The organism is Thalassotalea coralli, from assembly GCF_055786205.1.
Window position 1 is genome coordinate 907,686 of the sequence record NZ_JBVVBK010000001.1, and the last position, 19,792, is coordinate 927,477.

Here is a 19,792-nt window from a genome sequence, read left to right on the forward strand (position 1 = left end):
TATGTCTCAGCCTTTAATTTATTTAGTTGATGATGAAGAGCAGATCCTACAAGCGCTTTATCGCACCTTGATGTCACTTCCAGTTGAAATTAAAACCTTTTCATCTCCTTCAAGTGCGTTAACAGCGGTTTCAGAAGATGAGCCGGTACTGATTATTTCTGATCAACGCATGCCATTTATGACCGGTTTAGAGTTTTTAGGGAAAATCGCTCAGTCTCACCCCAACATTCATCGGGTGTTGTTGAGTGCCTATCAAGATTTTGATGTAGTTATCGATGGTTTTAACCATGGCTACGTGCAACAATTTTTAAGTAAGCCTTGGAAAAATACTGAAATTCGTGAGTTAGTCGCTTCCCATTTAACTCAAGAGGTGAAGCACGACAATTCAGGCATTAAATTCATTGGCGAATCTCCTGAAATTTTATCGTTGAAAGAGCAAATTAAAACCGTAGCCGACGCTAATGTTCCCATCTTTATTCATGGTGAAACAGGTACAGGTAAAGAGCTGGTTGCTAAGTCGCTTCACTCTTGTAGTACCAGAGCTGAGCACCCTTATGTTGCCTTTAACTGCGCTAACTTCTCAGAGCATTTGTTAGAGTCGCAATTATTTGGTCATCGTAAAGGTGCATTTACCGGAGCCGATAAAGATTTTGATGGTCTACTAGCGCAAGCGAAAAGTGGTACAGTCTTTCTTGACGAGGTAACCACGTTGCCTTTGCCAATTCAAGCAAAGCTTTTAAGAGTTATTCAAGAGCGCGAATATACGCCTTTGGGCAGCTCTGAAGTTCTTCCATTAAAGGCTCAATTAGTGTCCGCATCTTCAATGAGCTTACACCAAGCGACGCAATCTGGTGAGTTCCGCGAGGATTTGTTTTATCGTTTAGCTGTGATGACGCTAAAAATTCCAAAACTGTCAGCGCGAAATTCAGACATCATGTTGTTGGCTAATCATTTTCTACAGAAGTTTAATCAACAGCACGACAGAGATATTAAAGGCTTTGATCAAGCCGCGACTACATTCATTGAAACTTATGAGTGGCCTGGCAATGTACGCCAGATGGAAAACTTGATACATCAGTTGGTTATCATTGCGACGAATAGTGAAATAAGTAAGGACTTACTGGAACAAGGGTTAGGAGAGCTTGTTATTTATTCTAATCATGAAGCAAATAATAATGAATCCACGGATTTGTCTGTTAATAATCAAGCACCATATCAAGGAGGTACATTAGCGGATATCGAAAAGAGGGCGATATTAGCAGCAATTGATGCGTGTCATGGAAATATTTCTGAGGCGGCAGTTAGTTTAAAGGTGAACCCATCTACCTTGTATCGCAAATTACAGGCTTGGAAATCGAATTAACACACTAGCGAACATCTGCGAGCTACGAGAGATTAATGTTTAACAGCGTTAGTAATTCTTGTTGGCTCTGCGCTATTGTTTTTCCAGCAGTATCTAGCAAGAGTCTATTGCTTGTCCAAGTATGGTACTCTCGATTAATAACTGAATCCCAACTCGGTAATGTTAGATTTGGAATATCTGATTTTCTTAATTCGACGCGCTTTTTATGCTCAGTTTGGTCAGAGCAAATAATTTCAATGTCGACAAACTTTGCATCAGCTTTGCGTGCTGCTTGATGCCACAACTGGCGAGACTCTGTGACTGGATTGGTAGAGTCTGCGATAACATTTAATCCTAATAATAGGTTATCGGTCGCGATAGCGGCAGCTAACTTGTAGCCTTGATCGTATATCTTACCACTTCCGCAGTCTTTCATTTGCTGTTCAACGGTATCTACGCGTAAATATGAGCCTGCGATGGTTGTTGATAAGTAGCGTGAAAGGGTCGATTTCCCCGTGCCAGGTAAACCAGAAAATATATACAGCAAAATAAGAACCTCATGAAATGTTTACGGGGTAGATTACGGCTAGAGCATTATTTTACGACGATAAACCGTTGCACAATATTGCCATCCAGGTCTAATTCTGAATGCAGTTTACCCTTGTTGGCAACTATAGCTTGCGCAGAGGCTGGGTTATGTTTGTAGCAATGAACATGAACCTCATTAATGCCAAGTGAGAACAAGCGCTCAATCGACAGTTTCATTAACTTCTTACCTAAACCCGTTCCGCGATGACTTGGCTTAATACTCAAACCAATGTGACCTCCGCAGTGCTTTATTGCATCGTTAAGATGATGGCGTATATTGGTGACACCAATAATTTCGCTATCTTCTATTAGCCACAGCGTGCTGTTTGTTGCGGCATTAGGGGGTAAATTAAGGCCTTGAGAGTAACCTTGAACAGTGGCTAACCATTGGTCAAAATTTTCATGAGGTAAATCTAAGGTAAACGGGTAGCGTTCTTCATTACCAAGCGATTCGATATAGTCACAGTAACTTGCTTGATAGCGAACAGAAGGGGATTGTAATTCCATAGTATCAATGTTTATTTGGAGTATATAAAGTGGAGTATTAGCCAAACATGGTACGAATGATGTGGTTCATGTTTAAGTTATAGTCATCGGCTTCAGCCATTCCTACAATTTTCTCATCACTGGTACTTAAATCAATGTCAGCCGGTGTTATTTTTTGCCCTAATTTTAAGCTAAATATTGCTTTAACGACTGGGTTTAGCGGCTCAACTCTGTTTCCTTCTGTAACAATCGCAAGCTTTTCATTACTGAGAATGACGAGTGAGCCAACAGGGTAGACACCAATAAACTTAATAAATTGTTGCACTAATTCTTGGTCAAATTGGGCTTGGTTTTGCAAAAGATGGCGTAATACAGTTCCTGGCAGTTCACCTTTTTTGTAGCTTCTATCACCTGTCATTGCATCGTATACATCGACAATAGCTGTCATACGTGAAAGCTTCGACAATTTAGATTTATTTAGGCCACGTGGATAACCTGAACCATCCATTCGTTCATGATGATTTACTAGCATGTCGATAATTACAGGGCTGGAGAACCCTTCACGCTTAGCCATTTCAATACCCCAGAAAACATGCTTTTTTATCAAGTCCATTTCGTTTTTAGTGAGCTTTTCATTTTTCTCGAGCAGATCCCTAGGGACTTTTGCATTACCTATATCATGTAACAGCGCACCTAATGTCATTTCTTTCACTGTTTGTTCTTTTAAGCCGATATACAAGCCAAAGCCGCACACTAACACACCACAATTAATGGCGTGTTGCCATTGATAATGTTGCTTGGTTCGAATACGGGTAAGAATTGTTATAGCATTTTCATTGCGCATAACTGATTGGGTAATCTCATCAGCAAGAACATTCATTGCTTCTGGACTTAAAGGTTTATCCATCGCCGAATTAGTTAATAGTTCTTTCACTTTTTCGCTGGCATCGTCATAAATCTGACATGAACGTTCGAATTCATCAGCAATAGATACTTCTTCTATAGGCGGATTATTTTTTGCATTTTCCCTTTCTGCAACTTGTTCATCCGTTAACTCGACAACAACTTGCGCCACACCTTGCTTTTTCAACATAGCAATAGTGCGCTCGGAATTCACTTTTCCTTTGTTTTTTACTTTGTGTTGGCTGTTTTTCAAAATAATATCTTGAACATACATGCCCACTCTAAGCTCTTCTATATCTAACGTAACGTTCTCGGCCATTTCTACTTCCAACAAGGCTTTTATTATTATTTTAATTAGGCGTACAAAAGGTATACGAATATTCACTGTACCTTATTTTAGACAGAATGCCTAACTTGGTTGTCATCTGGTTGTCATGTTTGAGAAACAAAAATTACATATTTCTAAAACATTTCTGTCATTTTCGCTCCGTAGGATATGCCCAACTTTAAATCAAGCTGACTGAATGAAAGTTTTTTGACAAGTCAAAGACAAGAAAAAGTTCAGCAGCTAACAAAACACAATATTAATAAATACTCTTTTGGAGCAAACGAGATGCAAATGAAATCACTATTCAAGGTAAGTACTGTAGCTTTAGCATTAGCTTTAGTTGGTTGTGGTGGCGATATTAAAATTGAACCTACAGTTAACGACCACAGTGTTGATAACAGTGTAAACAATTCAAACAACACAACAAACCCTGGTACTACAGATCCTGTTGAATGTGCGAAATACGAAACTGATGCAGGTACAGTAGAAGGTACTTACGATGGCATGGACTGTTTATATAACGATTCATTTGCTAGCAAAAACATTGAAATCACTTCAAACCTAACGTTTGAAGAATTACCAGAAGGCGGTGTTCACTTATTCGAAGACGCACTTTTAATTGGTAAAGATGGCCGTACAGACGAAGGCTTTGTTATTCCTGAAAATGGTCCAACAATGACTGTTCGTCCAGGTGCAACTATCGCGTTTAAATCAGGTGAAGCGATTATTCGTATCGCTCGTGGTGCAAAAATCCAAGCGGTAGGTACTTACGAGAAGCCAATTACTTTTACTTCAGCATTCGCATATGACCGTCACGACTTAGAAGGTAAGGGCGCACAATACGCTGACTGGGGTGGAATTATCATCAATGGTCAAGGTGTTACTAACCAATGTACTAACGCGCAACGTGCGGCTAACACATGTAACGTTGGCTCTGAAGGTATCTTAAGCTACTTCGGTGGTAACAATAATGATGATGGTAGCGGTAACATCAAGTTCGCTAAAATCTGGTACGCAGGTTCAGGTCCTAAAATTGGTAGCGAGCCAGGCGATGACTTAAACTCATTAACACTTAACGCGGTAGGTTCAGGTTCTTCATTTGAATACCTTCACATTCATCAAGGTTTCGATGACGGCGTAGAATTTTTCGGTGGTGCAGCAACTATCAAGCACATCGCTGTTACTGAAACACAAGATGACGCAGTTGATATCGATGCAGGTTGGCAGGGTAAAGCACAATTTATCTTTGTTAAGCACGGCACTGTTACAACACGTACAGGTGAGACTGCTTACTTAGGTAACAATGGTTTCGAAACTGACGGTGAGCAAAACAGCGGTGCTGATTACGACGAAGCTCCAGCTTCTTTCCCAACAATTGCTAACGTTACTGTTATCACAACTGACGGTAAAGCAGTTCGCGAAGGTGACCCTTCTCAAGCATTCAAGTTTGACGATGGTATCAAAACAAACTACTACAATGCGCTAGCGATTAAAACTGATAACTCAACTAACGAAACAGATTGTATCGAATTTAAATCAGACGGCTTAAAGCACGCTGACGAAATCACGTTCAACAACTCAGTTCTAGCTTGTGTATCTAACTTCCGTGATGAGACTCAAATGCCTGCAGATATGAGCCCTCAAGCATGGTTCGAGCGTTCAGGTACTACTGAGTTATTAGGTGGTAACGCAGCAGTATTATCAGCAGACGGTTTCTCTACAGATACTGCAACTTCTGATATCACTGTTTCAGCAAACGACTTATCAGCTCTAAACGATGACTTCTTCGATACAGTTAACTTCATCGGCGCAGTTTCAGACCAAGACACTGATTCAGTTTGGTACAAGTGGGTTCAAGCAGCAGTAGCAGCAGCTGACAACGACTAATCACTTAGTACAAATAGTCAATAAGGCGCCTCAACACACTTAATGGCGCCTTTTTATTGAATACTGAATTAGGATTTTAAAATGACAAATCAATATAAACTCCAAAAGCTTGCTGTTGCTGTCGGGTTAGGTTTGTTTAGCTATACAGGTGCGGCTATTGCTCAGGAAGAAGAGCAACAAGCGATGGAAGAAGTTGTTGCTAAGGCAACGCGTCTTCAAGGTAGCGCAGCGGCTGTAGTAGCAGAACGTAAAAACCAAGCATTTGTTGCTGACATATTGGGTTCAGAGCAAATGTCGAGAACCGGCGACAGTGATGCTGCATCAGCGTTACGCCGAGTCACTGGTTTGACTTTAGTAGATGGCAAATTTATCTACGTTCGTGGTTTAGGTGAGCGTTATTCAAGTGCTCGTTTAAATGGTGCTAACATTCCAAGCCCAGATTTAACGAGAAACGTTGTTCCTTTAGATATTATTCCTTCTAGCATCATTGAAAGTATGGCAGTTCAGAAAGCTTTTTCTGCAAACATGCCTGCGGCATTTGGTGGTGGTTCAATCGATATCCGCACCAAATCAGTACCGAGCGACTTTACCGCGAGTATTGAAGTGGGTATTGCTAAAGATACCAGCGCTAGCGATGGATATACTTATAACCGTCCTGGCGGTTCTTTACCGCAGAAACTAAGCGATGCAATTGTTCAGTATCGCGGTGACTTTTCGACAAGTAACATTATTAAACGTGATAATTTACAAAATACGGATAGTCAAACAGTTTCTCAGCAAGCGGTCGAAATAAACCAAGATCTTTTGATGGCTTTACCTCGTGATTTAGCGATCAAAGAAGAGTCTTTAGACCCAACATACAATGTTAAAGCGCATATTGGCGATAGTTTTGACGAAAACTACTTTGGTGGTCGAATCGGGTTTTTAGCATCATTTTCTTACGAAAATGAGTGGGACTCTGCGGAAAAATACACCTCAGTTATTTCTCAAGATCTTAAAGAAAACTGTTCTACGTCGTTAGCGACTTCTGAAGACGTTGCTAACTCTTGTTTCGTTACAGTGACGAATTCACAAGTTACGACTGAAAACGAAACATATAATGCAGTACTTAATTTTGGTTACAAGCTAGATAACCACTCATTAGAGTTTAACAACTTGTATCTAGTTGATAACGAAGATGAAGTGGAAGTGTCTTTACAAGAAAGTCCTGCAGGTAGTAACGTTTTTGCTATCGCAACGGATGGACGAGCAGATCGTAAACATAGCTTTAACTATGAAGAACGTACATTGCAAGTTAACCAAGTCATTGGTCAGCATACATTTGTTGATTTAGACGGGTTAGGTTTTGACTGGCAATATACGGAATCTGAAGCAAAAACAGAAATTCCTTTTGCTGCAGATTTTAGATTTAGAGACAACTATGAAAATAGCGTTTATCAGAACTCTAGTATTACTGGTGATGATAACCGTGCCGTTTATAACTACACAGATATGGAAGATCATGTGAAGTCATACGGTGGTAACTTTACTTTACCAATTTATGGTGATGGTTATGAGTTAGAATTTTCAGCAGGTTACGATTTTTCGGATAGAGCGCGTAATTACACCACGTCAAGTTTTACTGTAGATAACAAAACAGGTTCAGCTATTACGATTAATGATGGTTCTCAATCTCCACTAGAAAATAGCGGATATTTAACCGATTCATTTTTAGATCAGTACCGTATCTTAACTGACTTTAATGAGCCAACTGCACCAGATGCAGATGACTACTTAGCTGCGCAGAAGATTGACGCAGGATATGGTGCGTTTGATTTAATCCTCGACAACGAAATCCGTATTAGTGGTGGTATTCGTTACGAAGAGTTTAAACAAACGTCTATTGGTACTTCTAGCTTAATCTTCAATCAGAAAGACTTAGATATTTTCTACTCTGAAGAAAAAATTGAAGACGGTAGTATTATTTCAGATGATTACTTCCCATCACTTGCCTTTACTTATTTAGGTGGCGAAACCTATCAGGTTAGAGCAAGTTATGGTGAAACTATTGTGCGCCCTGACTTACGTGAAGTTGTACCTGTTGCTTATATCGACCCGTTAACCGATATTCGCACTGTTGGTCGTATTGGTTTACAAAGTAGCCCAATGAAAAACTATGACCTACGTTACGAGCACTACTCTGATAACGGTGATAACTTTACAGTTGCAGCCTTCTACAAAGATATAGCTGCGCCAATTGAAACAGTTTTACAAGTAGGTGATGCTGACTATACAGCGACTTTTGTTAACGGTGAAACTGCTGAAGTTTACGGTGTAGAATTCGAGTGGATGCACGATTTAGTTTACTTAGCGGACGGTTTCTTCACTTCAGGTAATATCACGTTAAGTGATTCAGAAGTAGAAATTGACCCAGCATTAGCGGGTAACTTAACTAACCCAACTAAGCGTATGACGGGTCACTCTGAGTATGTGGTAAACCTTCAATTGAACTATGATGCTGCCAATGGCAACCATACAGGTTCTCTTGTTTATAACGTATTTGGTGAGCGTATCTTAGCGTCAGGTCTAGGTGGTAGTGAAGATGCGATGGAGCAACCGTTCCACGCGCTAGACTTAGTTTACACTTACTACCCTGATTTTAATTCGCAATTGAAATTCAAGGTTAAGAATATTCTAGACCAAGATATCGAAGTGACTCAGTCAGGTATCGCTGTAAGACAAAAAGAAGTAGGTACTGAATTTAGCATTAGCTATAAGTACGATTTCTAAACTCTTTCTTAAGACTATTAAAGGCTCGCTTTTTAAGCGGGCCTTTTTGTTATATTAAATAATCTAACTGGGTTGGACGACCTTTGTGTGTAGAGGCAATTTTTCGTTCACTCTTGATATCCTTCCAAGCGGTCACTTTTCCTTTTTTGTTCATATGCGGCATAACTGCGGCGTTATCTTTTGGAAGTGATAGAAACTCGCAAAGATCGCTTACTGAAGTACTGGTAGAAATATCCGTTGTCAGTAGGTCTGAACCTCTACCGTTAAAATATCGCTGAACTTCTGCTTGATGACATTGGTAAATATCGCGAAGGAAAGTATCACTGCTAATATTCTCTAAATTAAAGGGTGAAAACCGTGATAAATAACAGCGCTTAATAATTGGGTTAAACCCGCCCGAATCACTTAATAAATTATCATGCATTCTTGCTAATAACTGTTTTATCGATGGCAGCCATTGCTCAATATTACGTTGTAAATAGATGAATTTACTATTCGGGTAATAACTATCTAACTTTTCAAAATCATGAAAAATGGGGGTGTCAGCGATTACTTGCGCGCTATCAAATGCTTGTTGGCAATAAGCGGTATGGGCAACGGTAAACCCTTTATTTAGTAAAAATGCACACAAACTCGTTGTGCCGGTACGAGGTAAGCCAATTATAAAGACTTTGTTGGTTATCATTGTTGCGAATATACGAGTGCAAAAAGCTAAGTTTACCTGTGCCTAGTGTTAATAAACAATGCTTTCTGCTTGGCTGATCATTTTTGCAAGTTCGCCTGAGTGGTTTAATTCTTTTAAAAGTTCATTTAGAGGAGTAACGATATCTTGGTGCTTTTTGTGAACATAATGATAAAGAGGTTCATAAGCTATAGCGTGATTAACTACCGTTAAGTCTTCGAGCTGTTTTTGTTCTATTAGTTTTAACCCGTCTTGATAATTCGTTAGTGCAATATCGATGTTGCCTAGGGCAAGCTGAGAAAATAAAGAAGCAGTATTTGGGCTATCGAAAACTTTTATTAAACCTTGAGTGGCATTTTCAGTGTGCTTTACGCCTCTTACGCGACCGATGCGATAGTTAATTAAATCACTTTTATTACGTACTACTATTTTGCTGGATTTTCGGGCAAACACTGCGGTCGTTAATGAATAATATGGTGTTGGAACTCTCACCACATTAGGTGTTTCAGCGCCATAACTAAAAATTCGTAGAATTTCACCATCTTTAACTCCTGCGTTAGCTTCTTCTTGAGCACGCACAGCGGGTAATGGCGTTATACTGATATTTTTATTCAGACGAGCATATATTTGAGGGAGAACGATTCTCGCCACTTCTTGCTCTGTTAATTGTTCAATTGAAGCGAAATGAAGTTCTTGTGCTTTTACTTGTTGATGAGTAAAACCAATTAAGCAGATAGCAATAAATAAAAACAAACGACAACTATTTAACAACATACCTCAACAGCTAAAACATTCTTGTGCCCATTTACTAAGCTTAAGCTTTGTTATTGAAATGTGCAATTATTAAGCGATCCGCACAACTTTTATAAAAAAATTATCTTTATCGCAAACTTGAATATTGTCATTTGTTGTACATAAAACCGTCATAATTTCCTAGTAGGGTAAATCGCTCAGTTCTTTATAAACTCTTGCTACAGCTCGCTTTATAGTAAGAAATTTGTCACGTTTCTGTCATTTAATAAAGTTGCAATATTATTGAAACTTAACTGTCACAATTCCTCTTTAGAATTTTCACCAGGTCAAATTAGCAATCAAAAAGTTTTTACTTGGTAATTAGTACAACTTTTTGAACAACTGCACCAATGCAGAATTAAACATAATAAAGGTTTATCTATGAAATTGTCCAAATTGGCACAGGCAGGCATCTTGTTTAGTGCGGCATCTTTGTCTTTTGCTGGCTTTGCTGCGCAAGATGCTGACTTAAACAAGGTAGTGGATGCTGGTAAAAAAATAAACGAATCAGCAAACAAGTCTCAGCAACGTGTTGATCGTATCAACGAACAAATTCAAACCAAGCTTCAACAGTTTAAAGCGGTTAATAAAGAAATTGATGGCTTAAATGTTTACAACCAACAAATGCAAAAGCAAGTGGATAACCAATTACAGGAGTTATCTCAACTAGCTGTTTCTATGGAGCAGGTTAGTGTGATGGAGCGCCAAGTTTCACCCCTAATGGCTCGCATGATAGATACTCTCGCTAAATTTGTTGAGCTAGATGTGCCATTTCTTCCGGAAGAGCGCAGTAAGCGAATTGCAGACTTACAGTCAATGTTAGAGCGTGCTGATGTTTCAGTAGCAGAAAAATTCCGTCGTGTACTTGAAGCTTACCAAGTAGAAGTAGAGTACGGCAGAACATTAGAAGCTTATACCGGACTTCAACAAGTTAATGGTCAAGAGCGCGATGTCGACTTTCTTCGCATTGGTCGCGTAAGTTTCATTTACCGTACTCGTGACGGAAAGCACATGGGCGCTTGGGATCAAGAATCTCGTTCATGGCAAGAATTAGGTGCTGAATATCGCACAGATATTACAAAAGCTCTTCGTGTTGCACGCAAAGAACTTGCCCCAGACATGATTGTTGTTCCAGTTAAACAAAACTCTGCAGAATAAGTGAAGGTTGTAGAAATGAAAGCATTAAATAAATTGATGTCAGTTGTAGCACTTGGTGTAGTTACCAATTTTGCTGCGGCACAAGAAGCAACCACACTTGACGAGTTGCTAAACCAATTAAAACAAGGCCAAGTAGCACAAAGTGCTCAAAACAAACAACGTGAAGCTGAGTTTAACTCACGTAAAGCTGAGCAAGATCGTATGCTAGCTGATGCACGTAACAATCGCGATAATGCCGTGAAATTAAGTACACAGCTTGAAGGTCAGTTTCAAAATAATGAAATTGAAATTGGCAATCGTACTGAAGCCCTTAACAAGCGTATGGGCGAGCTAAAAGAATTATTTGGTGTGTTACAGCAAGTATCTGGTGATACGCGTAGCAAGTTCCAAACATCTGTTATTTCAGCGCAAATCCCAGGTCGTACAGAGTTCTTAGATGAGTTTGCTCAAAGCATGGGTTCTAGCTCTAAGCTTGCATCAATCGAAGAGATTGAGCGCTTATGGTTTGCTATTCAACAAGAAATGACAGAGTCAGGTAAAGTTCACAAGTTTACCCGTGAAGTCGTTGCTGCAGATGGTTCGAAGCAGCAAGCTGAGTTGATTCGTGTAGGTGGCTTTAACTTGATTTCAGAAGGTCGTTACTTTGAATACATCGATGAAACAGGCTCTGTAGCAGAACTAATTCGTCAACCTTCAAGTCGTTTTCTTGAAACTGCACAAGATTTAACAAACAACCCAGGAAAAACCGTTGCTTTTGGTATGGACCCTACAGGCGGTTCAATCATGAGCCTTTTAGTTCAAGCACCTGATACACAAGAGCGTGTTGACCAAGGTGGTGCTGTTGGTTACGTAATTTTAGCCATTGGTTTAGTCGGCTTACTTATTGCGATTGAGCGCTTTATCGCGTTGTTCTTGATTGGTAACAAAGTTAAGCGTCAATTGAAATCAGAAGTTGCACGTAACGACAACCCATTAGGTCGCGTGATGTTAGTGAAAGAACAAAACAAAAACGCAGATACTGAAACGTTAGAGCTTAAGCTTTCTGAGCGTATCTTAGCTGAAGTACCTAAGTTAACTAGTCGTTTAACCATTATTAAGATCATCTCAGTTGTTGCGCCGCTTATCGGTCTACTAGGTACGGTAACGGGTATGATTAATACTTTCCAAGCAATTACGCTATTCGGTACTGGTGACCCGAAACTAATGGCTGGTGGTATTTCTCAAGCGCTTGTTACAACGGTACTAGGTCTAGTTGTTGCAATCCCGATGGTATTTATCTCAACGCTACTGAATACACGTAGTCGCGGCATTATTAATATTCTTCAGCAACAAAGCGCAGGCATCATTGCTGAGCGTTCTGAAAGCGAAGAGCTTTCTCGTAAAGGAGCATAACCATGGTTGTATTCATCGAATTGATGAATAGCATTCGTGAGTTCCTTGACACTGGCGGTCAGGTACTGACCGTCATTGCCGGTGTTATTTGTCTAATGTGGTTGCTAATTTTTGAGCGAGTGTACTTCTACTTAGTGCAATATCGCTCAGTGAAGAAAAGCATTGTGGATGAGTGGTTTAATCGCAGCGAACGCGGCTCATGGAATGCCGAACAAATTCGTCACGCTAATATCTCGCGTGCGACTGAAATGCTTAACCAAAATGTGGCACTTATTCAGAGTTTAGTTGTGCTTTGTCCTTTACTTGGATTACTAGGCACAGTAACAGGGATGATTGAAGTATTTGATGTAATGGCGATTTCAGGACATGGAAATGCTCGTTCAATGGCTTCAGGTGTTTCAAAAGCAACTATTCCTACCATGGCAGGTATGGTGGGCTCATTGTCAGGTGTTTTCATTGTGACCTGGCTACAGCGCAAAACAAAACGCAGAACTGAGCAATTAGAAGATGCGTTGCCAATGGCGCACTAATAAACAAATTTAAGAAAGGGTTAAAACATGCGTTCTCAATTAGCAAAAGTGCTTCAAGAGCAGGAAGAGCAAGACGAAATCAACATGACGCCTATGCTAGACGTTGTCTTTATCTTGTTGATTTTCTTCATTGTAACTGCGTCTTTCGTGAAAGAAGCGGGTATTGAAGTCAATCGCCCAGAAGCTGCTACTGCAGTGAAAAAAGAACGAGCTAACATCTTAATTGGTATTAGCGACAAAGGTGAAATCTGGATCAACAAGCGTCGTGTTGATGTACGTGCGGTTCAAGCAAACATTGAACGCTTAAAGGCGGAAAACCCACAAGGTACAGTGGTTATTCAAGCTGACAAGAAAGCAACGACTGATGTGTTGATCAAAGTAATGGATTCAGCTCGTGCAGCGGGTGTATTTGACGTGTCTATTGCGGCTGAAGAGGCGTAACAGACCATGATGATGAATAACCTAGGACGCTACGCAGCAGCTTTTGGTTTTGCTGTGATAGTAACTATCGGTTTATTGTGGAGTATGCAAAAGCTTATCTCTGGCGGCAATAATGCCTTAACTGAGCCGCCTAAAGGTAACGTGCTTGACTTCATCCGTTTAAAACGTGATGAAGTCGTGCAAAAGAAAGAGCGTAAGCCACAAAAGCCACCTACGCCAAAAGAGCCGCCACCACAAATGCAACAACCGCAAATGCAACAGGCTAACCCTAATGCTAACGCGGTAAGCACTAGTTTTGCTGCTGAGATACAAGCAGAAGGTGGATTGTCAGGTGGTTTAAGCCTAGACAGTGCTGACGGTGACTATTTGCCTATCGTAAAAGTGGCGCCTATTTATCCTCGCCGTGCACAATCACGCGGAATAGAAGGGTATGTAATCGTTGAGTTTACGGTAACGAAAAACGGTTCAGTGCGCGACCCATTTGTTGTTGAAGCACAGCCGGAAGGAATTTTCGACCGCGCAGCATTAGACGCAGCGAAAAAGTTTAAATACAAGCCACGCGTGGTTGATGGTACTGCGACAGAAGTTGCAGGTGTTCAAAACCGCATAACTTTTGAAATTGACGGATAATTTAGGAGATAGCATGAAAAAACTTCTTACATGTGTAGCAACAATCGGGTGTTTTTATTTAGCGCCAGTTGTGTCTCCTGAATTTGGTCAGGTTCAAGCTCAAGAGCAAGCATCGTCGAAAAAAGAGACGGTGCGAGTGCCGGCTATGCGAAACCGTGTTTACACACAATTTGCTAGAGCACAGCAAATTGCCGATGCGGGGGATACACCTGGTGGCTTGAAAGTGTTAGACGAAGTTAAGTCTCGTATCGACAGTATGAATAGCTATGAAGTTGCTATGTTATGGAACTTCTATGGCTTTATGTACTACGCCAATGAAGATATGCCAAACGCAATTGCTAGCTTTGAAAAAGTTGTCGCAGAAGAAGCGATTCCTGAAAGCTTGCGAATCTCTACGCTTTACTCTTTAGCTCAACTTACGATGCAGTTAGAGAAATACGGAGAAACTTTAGCGTATTTAAAACAGTGGCAAGAAGTAAATACTAAGCCTCTTTCTGCAGACCAACATATGCTGTTTGCTCGTGTGTACTATCAAGATAAAAAGTATCAAGAGTCGCTAACCTCTACAGAAAATGCCATTGAAGTTGCTAGCTCAAAAGGTGAGCAACCAAAAGAAAACTGGTTGATTTTACAACGTGCTAATTACTACGAACTTCAACAACCTAAGAAAGTGACGGAAGTAATGGAAACTATGGTGCGCTTATACAGCAAACCTGAGTACTGGATCCAACTTTCAGGGATGTACGGTGAAATTGGTGAAGAAGAAAAGCAACTTGCTGTTATGGAAGCTGCATGGCAAGCAGGCTTTGTAACTAAGGCACAGGATCTAGTTACCCTAGCTCAACTTTACCGTTATCACGGTGCACCATATAAAGCTGCTAAAGTGCTAGAAAATGCGATTAACGACGGGATTTTGGTGGCACAAGAGCGATACCTTGAAATGTTAGCTCAATCTTTTATTGCTGCGAAAGACGACGAAAAAGCGATTCCTGTTTTGACCAAAGCAGCTGAAATTGCAGAATCTGGCAAATATGATGCGCAGTTAGCACAAGCCTACTTAAATACTGAGCGTTGGACTAAAGCGATCGCTTCAGCTAAAAAAGCAATAGAGCGCGGCGGTATTGACCGTATAGGCGATATGCATTTAGTTTTAGGTATGAGTCATTTTAATCAGAAGAGCTTTGATAAAGCCTTAGCGGCTTTTGAAGATGCGCAAAAAATAAAAGCTTCTGCAAAAATGGCAAAGCAATGGCATAAGTACGTCGCTCGTGAAAAAGAGCAGGCGGCACAGCTAGCTATGTTGAACTAAAACATGCTGAACTAACGTTTAGCACAGTTTAGAAACTTAAAAACTCTACCCTTTAACCTAGAGTTATAGGGGAGTTAAAAAAAGTCAGGTAACACCTGGCTTTTTTTATGCGTTCAATAATTGTTAAGCTGATTAATTACTTGCTAGTCTTATAGATAGTATTAACTTAGCCTTAGCTCAAGGTGACTGCTATGCACCCCTCAATTGTTCGACTGACTATCTTAAGTTTCTTTTTCTGCAGTGCTTTTGTTTTTGCAACGAATCAAAAAATGTCCGAAGTGTTTAGTGAGTCTAATAAAACCCAGCAGGTGTTAAATATTGAGGCTGCAATGGCTCGTGCGCAAGCGAGTTTGAATATTATTCCCATAGAAGCTGCCGAAGAGATAACCGCAAAAGCAGATATTATTTACATCCCGGAAGATGCGCTAGCGAAAGAGTATCAGAAAGTAAAACATCGAATGGTGGCACTTCTCAATGTTTGGCAAAGAAATTTACAAGGCAATGCAGCACAATACTTGCACTATGGTGCGACAACGGTTGATATATACGATACCGCACTTGTTTTACAAACGAGACAAGCAGTTCGACTAATGATTTCGCGTTTACGCGCTATAGAAGATGCCATGCTGACATTAGCGGAAAAAGAAGCGAGCACGTTAATGATTGGCAGAACATTAGGGCAACACGCACTTCCTATCACCTTTGGTAAAAAAGTGTCTACCTGGGCTGCTGAAAATCGCCGCAATATTGAAAGGTTAAAAACGGTGTATGTAAAACTAGATCGCTCTGCAATTTTAAAGGGTGCGGTTGGCAGCTATCTAGGCTTAGGTGATAGAGGCATAGAATTGGAGCGCCGGTTTTCTGAAGAGTTGGGCTTGTCATCAACACCATACGCCGATGATTGGCACGCAAGTAGAGACGTGTTTGCCGAGTATGGACAAGTTTTAGCAATGATAAGCAAATCTTTTGGGCGCATTGGGCAAGAATTATTTTTGTTGCAGTCAACTGACATCGCAGAAACGGTAGAAATAAGAAAAAAAACGGCAGTAGGCAGCAGTACTATGCCTCATAAAAATAACCCCAGTAAGTCCGAAGCCTTAATGCATTTTAGTCGCACTATCCCTCGATTATCTGAAGTTATTCTTGATGACATGATGAACTTTTTTGAACGTGACAACACCTCTAGGCCTAATAAAGTAGTCGCTGAGATCAGTTTGCAGTCTGACGATATGGCGCGCAAGGCGTTGGCGCTTATCAGTCAACTAAAGGTAAACCGAGAAAAAATGCGAGCAAACGTGCTGCGCACTAATGGTTTGATTATGTCACAGCGCCTTGTTTTTGCTTTAGCACCCAAACTCGGAAAGATAATCGCAAACGGCAAAGTTCACCACCTTGCTAAGGTAGCAATTGAGGAGAACCGAACACTAAGACAATCCTTTGAGCGATCTGAGCTCGCTTCATTGTTAAGTAAAAAAGAACTAAACGAAATTTTTGACGCTAGCACCTATGTCGGATTAGCTAAAGAGCAAGTGGCTGAAGTGGTGTTGTACTGTCGTAATGAACGAGAAAAAGAAGCGGCTAACTTTGCATTTTAGCTATAAACTGCATAAAGCCTAATAGGCATAACACTAGGTTATGCTTCGATTACAATTTGTTCATAGTTTGTTCAGTTATCTTTTGCGACACTAATCTTGAGAATTTCGCTAACGGGGCAAGCATCATGAAAGAATACAATTTTGAATCTGTCGAAGAAACTGAGCAACAAGCGTTAAGCACGCAAGATACTGAGGTTGCACCAGAAGAAAAATCGAACGAACTATTCGAGTTTTTTGAGCCAGTAACAGCAAGCTATATACTAGGTTATAACTAGATGTGTCGTTCATTTGTGGAGTAGACTATCTAGCTTTAAGGGTCTACTCCATAAAGGAATTTTCTTATAACTCTCTTCTTATTTGAGTTAAAATTACTACCACCAATAAATATACAAACATTGAATTAGGCTCTGGTATCGACTGAGGTGGGGAGCCCACTATGTTATTGTTTTCTATATTTTCTGGGGCTTCTTTAGTTTCAATTGAAAGCATGTCTGCATGCTGGAAAGATGGATCTATTGTGATAATTGGATCTGCATATGAATAAATATTAAAGCTGGTTCCGACGCCTTGATGAGTTCCTTGAACACTTAAATGAGCCAGCAGATTAATTCTCCCAATTTCATCCAAGCGCATATTGAATCGTAAAACATCTGAATCCTCAACCTGCGAGTTATAGCCGTGCAGTGTGGACCAACGATTTGAAATTAATTTATTTTGTGAAGCGCTTGTCCCCATACTGCCTGATACGTTGATTGAACTTTCTGCTTCGAGACGGGCAAGTCTTTGATTAATGTCTGAACCGCAATGAAAACAAGTAGAAACTTCAGTGAATAAAGAGTAATCGATTAACACAGGAACAACTAAAGACTGCAATAAGTTGCTATTTTCAGCGGCCTTAATTGAAAATGAATAATGATATGCAGACGCTATTTGGGCACCAAATGACCCACCATTTTCTTGCATAAACAGATTCATTTGTGCAGAAGCAAATGGTTTTCCTCCAGAATCGTGGCCATTCTTTGTTTGTACTTTTGCCCATTCAGCAGTTACCCAGCCACTATGTTCGTGGGAGTAATACCAGCCATCACCAGTGTCTTGGTGAGAAATCCTTACCAAAGACGCGTGACAGGAATAGATGGAAAATAAGAATATTATAAAAGTTGTTAGTTGTTTCATTTTATCGTAAGCCCTCTATGAAGAAACTTATGTAGGAAGAAACATCTAAACTTCAACTTCCTTGTTAATGTGACAATTAGTCTAATAAGTGGCTACAAAAGCATTTTTTATACCAGTTAAAAAATCCTTTGATTTATTATTTGGTTAAAAAGTGAACTGTTTAAGGCTGTCATGAAAGTGTAAAAAATGCTGACGGATAAAACAAAAGAAGCCTAAAGTTTGTTAGTACCGTAAGCTTCTATTGTTGGGCTAGATCTTTGAATATCTTATTTTAAAAAGAAACGTCTTAATGTTTTAAAAACGAAATCTCTGTTTTTCAGTAAAAAGTTGTTTTTAGGTAACCAAGAACTAGAGTAAAGCACGGTTTTAGCTTTAGAAAAGGTTAAAAAACCTTCATGGCCATGGTAGTGGCCAATACCAGAATTACCAACACCGCCAAATGGTGCGTCATCAGCTGCTACATGCATTGCTGTATCGTTAATTGAAACGCCACCGCTGTGGGTGTTTTTCAAAAGTTGGTCAATAACCTGTTTGTTATTCGACATAATGTACAAGGCCAATGGGCGAGGGCGGTCATTTATGTAGGAAATTACGTCCGTTATATTTTCATAAGTCATTACAGGTAAAATAGAACCAAAGATTTCCTCTTTTAAAATCTCCATGTCTTGCGTTAGACCTGTCACCAAGTGAGGGTAAACACGCTTTCCTTGATCGCTTTCCAACTCTTTAACCGCGTGAATTTTCGCACCTAGCTCTTTAGCGTTATTTAAAAGCGCCATTAATCGAGTATGTTGGCGATCACTCACGATATGGGTTTGTGTATTCTTGTCGCTATTATTTAGGTGATAAGCACGATAGCGTTCGATGAAAGTAGTAATAAACTCTTGCTCTCGGTTTTTCGGTACGAACACGTAGTCTGGTGCAACACAGATTTGCCCTGAATTAATCGATTTACCCATAATAATGGCATCAACAGCAATGTTCATATTGATGTCGTGATCGACAATTGTCGGTGATTTACCACCTAGCTCTAGTGTTATCGGTGTTAAATTGTCTGCTGCAGAGCGAGCAACCATTTTACCTACCGTAGAAGAACCAGTAAAAATTAGGTGATCAAAAGGAAGTGCCGAAAACGCTGCGCCAACATCAGCTTCACCTTCTACGATTTTAATGTGCTCGGCAACAGGAGCAATGATCTCGCGTAATACGCGGTTGGCATTTGGCGTGAACTCACTCATTTTAATCATCACACGATTACCAGCAGCTAAAGCTTGCGTTGCTGGGCCAAGGGCAAGAAATACTGGGAAGTTCCAAGGCGTGATAACACCGACAACACCTAATGGTTGATAGTGAACCAATACTTTAGAAGGCGCTAACATTAATCCTGCGTGGCGCTTTGATGGCTTCATCCATTTTTTCAGGTGCTTTAACGAGTAATTAATACCTGCAACGGTAGGAAGTACGTCTGCCACTAACGTGTCAAATTCACTGCGGTAGCCGTAGTCTTGCTTTAGCGCGTCATATATTGCTTGTTCGTGCTTTAAAATAGAAGATTTAAGCGCGTTTAATACCTGCTTTCTCGATTGATAGCTTGGCGCTGGCTCTGCATTGTAAGCCGCCTTCATTGCAGAAAAATCTGATGTCAGTGTATCTAAGGCATTAACGGGGTCGCTCTGGTTGTTTTGCTCAACAACGCTAAGGTTTGGTGCTGTCATAACTATTCCTAAACTTAAGGTTAATTTTTACCTACTCTTAAACATGCTTTTCTGCATTATTTTTCTTGT

General features: G+C 40.2%; 18 protein-coding genes. 11 read left to right on the forward strand and 7 right to left on the reverse strand.

Features of this window, described 5'->3' with window-relative positions; genetic code table 11:
* Position 1: 1 nt before the first annotated feature.
* The gene (locus ACOB80_RS04065) at positions 2–1,363 is read left to right on the forward strand and encodes a sigma-54-dependent transcriptional regulator (RefSeq protein WP_473164524.1); all 1,362 of its coding nucleotides are present in this window, start codon (positions 2–4) and stop codon (positions 1,361–1,363) included.
* A 22-nt stretch (positions 1,364–1,385) separates the two neighbouring features.
* On the opposite strand, the gene ACOB80_RS04070 is transcribed toward ACOB80_RS04065, so the two are convergent.
* Genes ACOB80_RS04070 through ACOB80_RS04080 form a run of 3 tightly spaced genes read right to left on the reverse strand, consistent with a single transcriptional unit; the run spans position 1,386 to position 3,638 of the window.
* Positions 1,386–1,889: a P-loop nucleotide/nucleoside kinase family protein gene (locus ACOB80_RS04070; RefSeq protein WP_473164525.1), complete on the reverse strand. Its 504-nt coding sequence runs from the start codon at positions 1,887–1,889 to the stop codon at positions 1,386–1,388.
* Positions 1,890–1,936: 47 nt separating this feature from the next.
* Positions 1,937–2,437 carry a GNAT family N-acetyltransferase gene (locus ACOB80_RS04075; RefSeq protein WP_473164526.1) on the reverse strand — a complete coding sequence of 167 codons (501 nt, stop codon included), beginning with the start codon at positions 2,435–2,437 and terminating at the stop codon, positions 1,937–1,939.
* 37 nt (positions 2,438–2,474) lie between these two features.
* Positions 2,475–3,638, reverse strand: coding sequence for an HD-GYP domain-containing protein (locus ACOB80_RS04080; RefSeq protein ID WP_473164527.1), 1,164 nt, complete (start codon positions 3,636–3,638; stop codon positions 2,475–2,477).
* Between the two features lie 294 nt (positions 3,639–3,932).
* On the opposite strand from ACOB80_RS04080, the gene ACOB80_RS04085 reads away from it, so the two are divergent.
* Positions 3,933–5,534 (forward strand): beta-helix domain-containing protein, encoded by a 1,602-nt coding sequence (locus ACOB80_RS04085; protein WP_473164788.1) that lies wholly within the window; start codon positions 3,933–3,935, stop codon positions 5,532–5,534.
* A gap of 81 nt (positions 5,535–5,615) precedes the next feature.
* On the forward strand, positions 5,616–8,303 hold the full coding sequence (locus ACOB80_RS04090) for a TonB-dependent receptor plug domain-containing protein (protein WP_473164528.1): 2,688 nt from the start codon (positions 5,616–5,618) through the stop codon (positions 8,301–8,303).
* Positions 8,304–8,352: 49 nt separating this feature from the next.
* Here ACOB80_RS04090 and ACOB80_RS04095 read toward each other — a convergent pair whose 3' ends face one another.
* Together ACOB80_RS04095 and ACOB80_RS04100 are read right to left on the reverse strand one after the other, a co-directional pair.
* The gene (locus ACOB80_RS04095) at positions 8,353–8,988 is read right to left on the reverse strand and encodes a sulfotransferase (protein ID WP_473164529.1); all 636 of its coding nucleotides are present in this window, start codon (positions 8,986–8,988) and stop codon (positions 8,353–8,355) included.
* A 48-nt stretch (positions 8,989–9,036) separates the two neighbouring features.
* Positions 9,037–9,759, reverse strand: coding sequence for a substrate-binding periplasmic protein (locus tag ACOB80_RS04100; RefSeq protein ID WP_473164530.1), 723 nt, complete (start codon positions 9,757–9,759; stop codon positions 9,037–9,039).
* Between the two features lie 399 nt (positions 9,760–10,158).
* On the opposite strand from ACOB80_RS04100, the gene ACOB80_RS04105 reads away from it, so the two are divergent.
* From ACOB80_RS04105 to ACOB80_RS04140, 8 genes are all read left to right on the forward strand, one after another.
* Entirely contained in the window at positions 10,159–10,935 is a 777-nt protein-coding gene (locus tag ACOB80_RS04105; RefSeq protein ID WP_473164531.1) for a DUF3450 domain-containing protein, read from the forward strand.
* A gap of 15 nt (positions 10,936–10,950) precedes the next feature.
* A complete protein-coding gene (locus ACOB80_RS04110) occupies positions 10,951–12,327 on the forward strand; it encodes a MotA/TolQ/ExbB proton channel family protein (protein WP_473164532.1) in 1,377 nt (458 codons plus the stop codon).
* A 2-nt stretch (positions 12,328–12,329) separates the two neighbouring features.
* Positions 12,330–12,857, forward strand: a complete 528-nt coding sequence (locus ACOB80_RS04115) for a MotA/TolQ/ExbB proton channel family protein (protein ID WP_473164533.1) — start codon at positions 12,330–12,332, stop codon at positions 12,855–12,857.
* Positions 12,858–12,884: 27 nt separating this feature from the next.
* The gene (locus ACOB80_RS04120) at positions 12,885–13,298 is read left to right on the forward strand and encodes an ExbD/TolR family protein (RefSeq protein ID WP_473164534.1); all 414 of its coding nucleotides are present in this window, start codon (positions 12,885–12,887) and stop codon (positions 13,296–13,298) included.
* A gap of 6 nt (positions 13,299–13,304) precedes the next feature.
* Positions 13,305–13,928: an energy transducer TonB gene (locus ACOB80_RS04125; RefSeq protein ID WP_473164535.1), complete on the forward strand. Its 624-nt coding sequence runs from the start codon at positions 13,305–13,307 to the stop codon at positions 13,926–13,928.
* Between the two features lie 13 nt (positions 13,929–13,941).
* Complete coding sequence (locus ACOB80_RS04130) at positions 13,942–15,237, forward strand: tetratricopeptide repeat protein (RefSeq protein WP_473164536.1); 1,296 nt, start codon at positions 13,942–13,944, stop codon at positions 15,235–15,237.
* A 269-nt stretch (positions 15,238–15,506) separates the two neighbouring features.
* Positions 15,507–16,832 carry a lyase family protein gene (locus ACOB80_RS04135; protein WP_473164537.1) on the forward strand — a complete coding sequence of 442 codons (1,326 nt, stop codon included), beginning with the start codon at positions 15,507–15,509 and terminating at the stop codon, positions 16,830–16,832.
* Positions 16,833–16,957: 125 nt separating this feature from the next.
* Positions 16,958–17,107 carry a hypothetical protein gene (locus ACOB80_RS04140; RefSeq protein ID WP_473164538.1) on the forward strand — a complete coding sequence of 50 codons (150 nt, stop codon included), beginning with the start codon at positions 16,958–16,960 and terminating at the stop codon, positions 17,105–17,107.
* A gap of 64 nt (positions 17,108–17,171) precedes the next feature.
* On the opposite strand, the gene ACOB80_RS04145 is transcribed toward ACOB80_RS04140, so the two are convergent.
* Both ACOB80_RS04145 and ACOB80_RS04150 read right to left on the reverse strand, forming a co-directional pair.
* Entirely contained in the window at positions 17,172–17,948 is a 777-nt protein-coding gene (locus ACOB80_RS04145) for a hypothetical protein (protein ID WP_473164539.1), read from the reverse strand.
* A gap of 326 nt (positions 17,949–18,274) precedes the next feature.
* Positions 18,275–19,723, reverse strand: a complete 1,449-nt coding sequence (locus ACOB80_RS04150; protein ID WP_473164540.1) for a coniferyl aldehyde dehydrogenase — start codon at positions 19,721–19,723, stop codon at positions 18,275–18,277.
* Between the last annotated feature and the right edge of the window lie 69 nt (positions 19,724–19,792).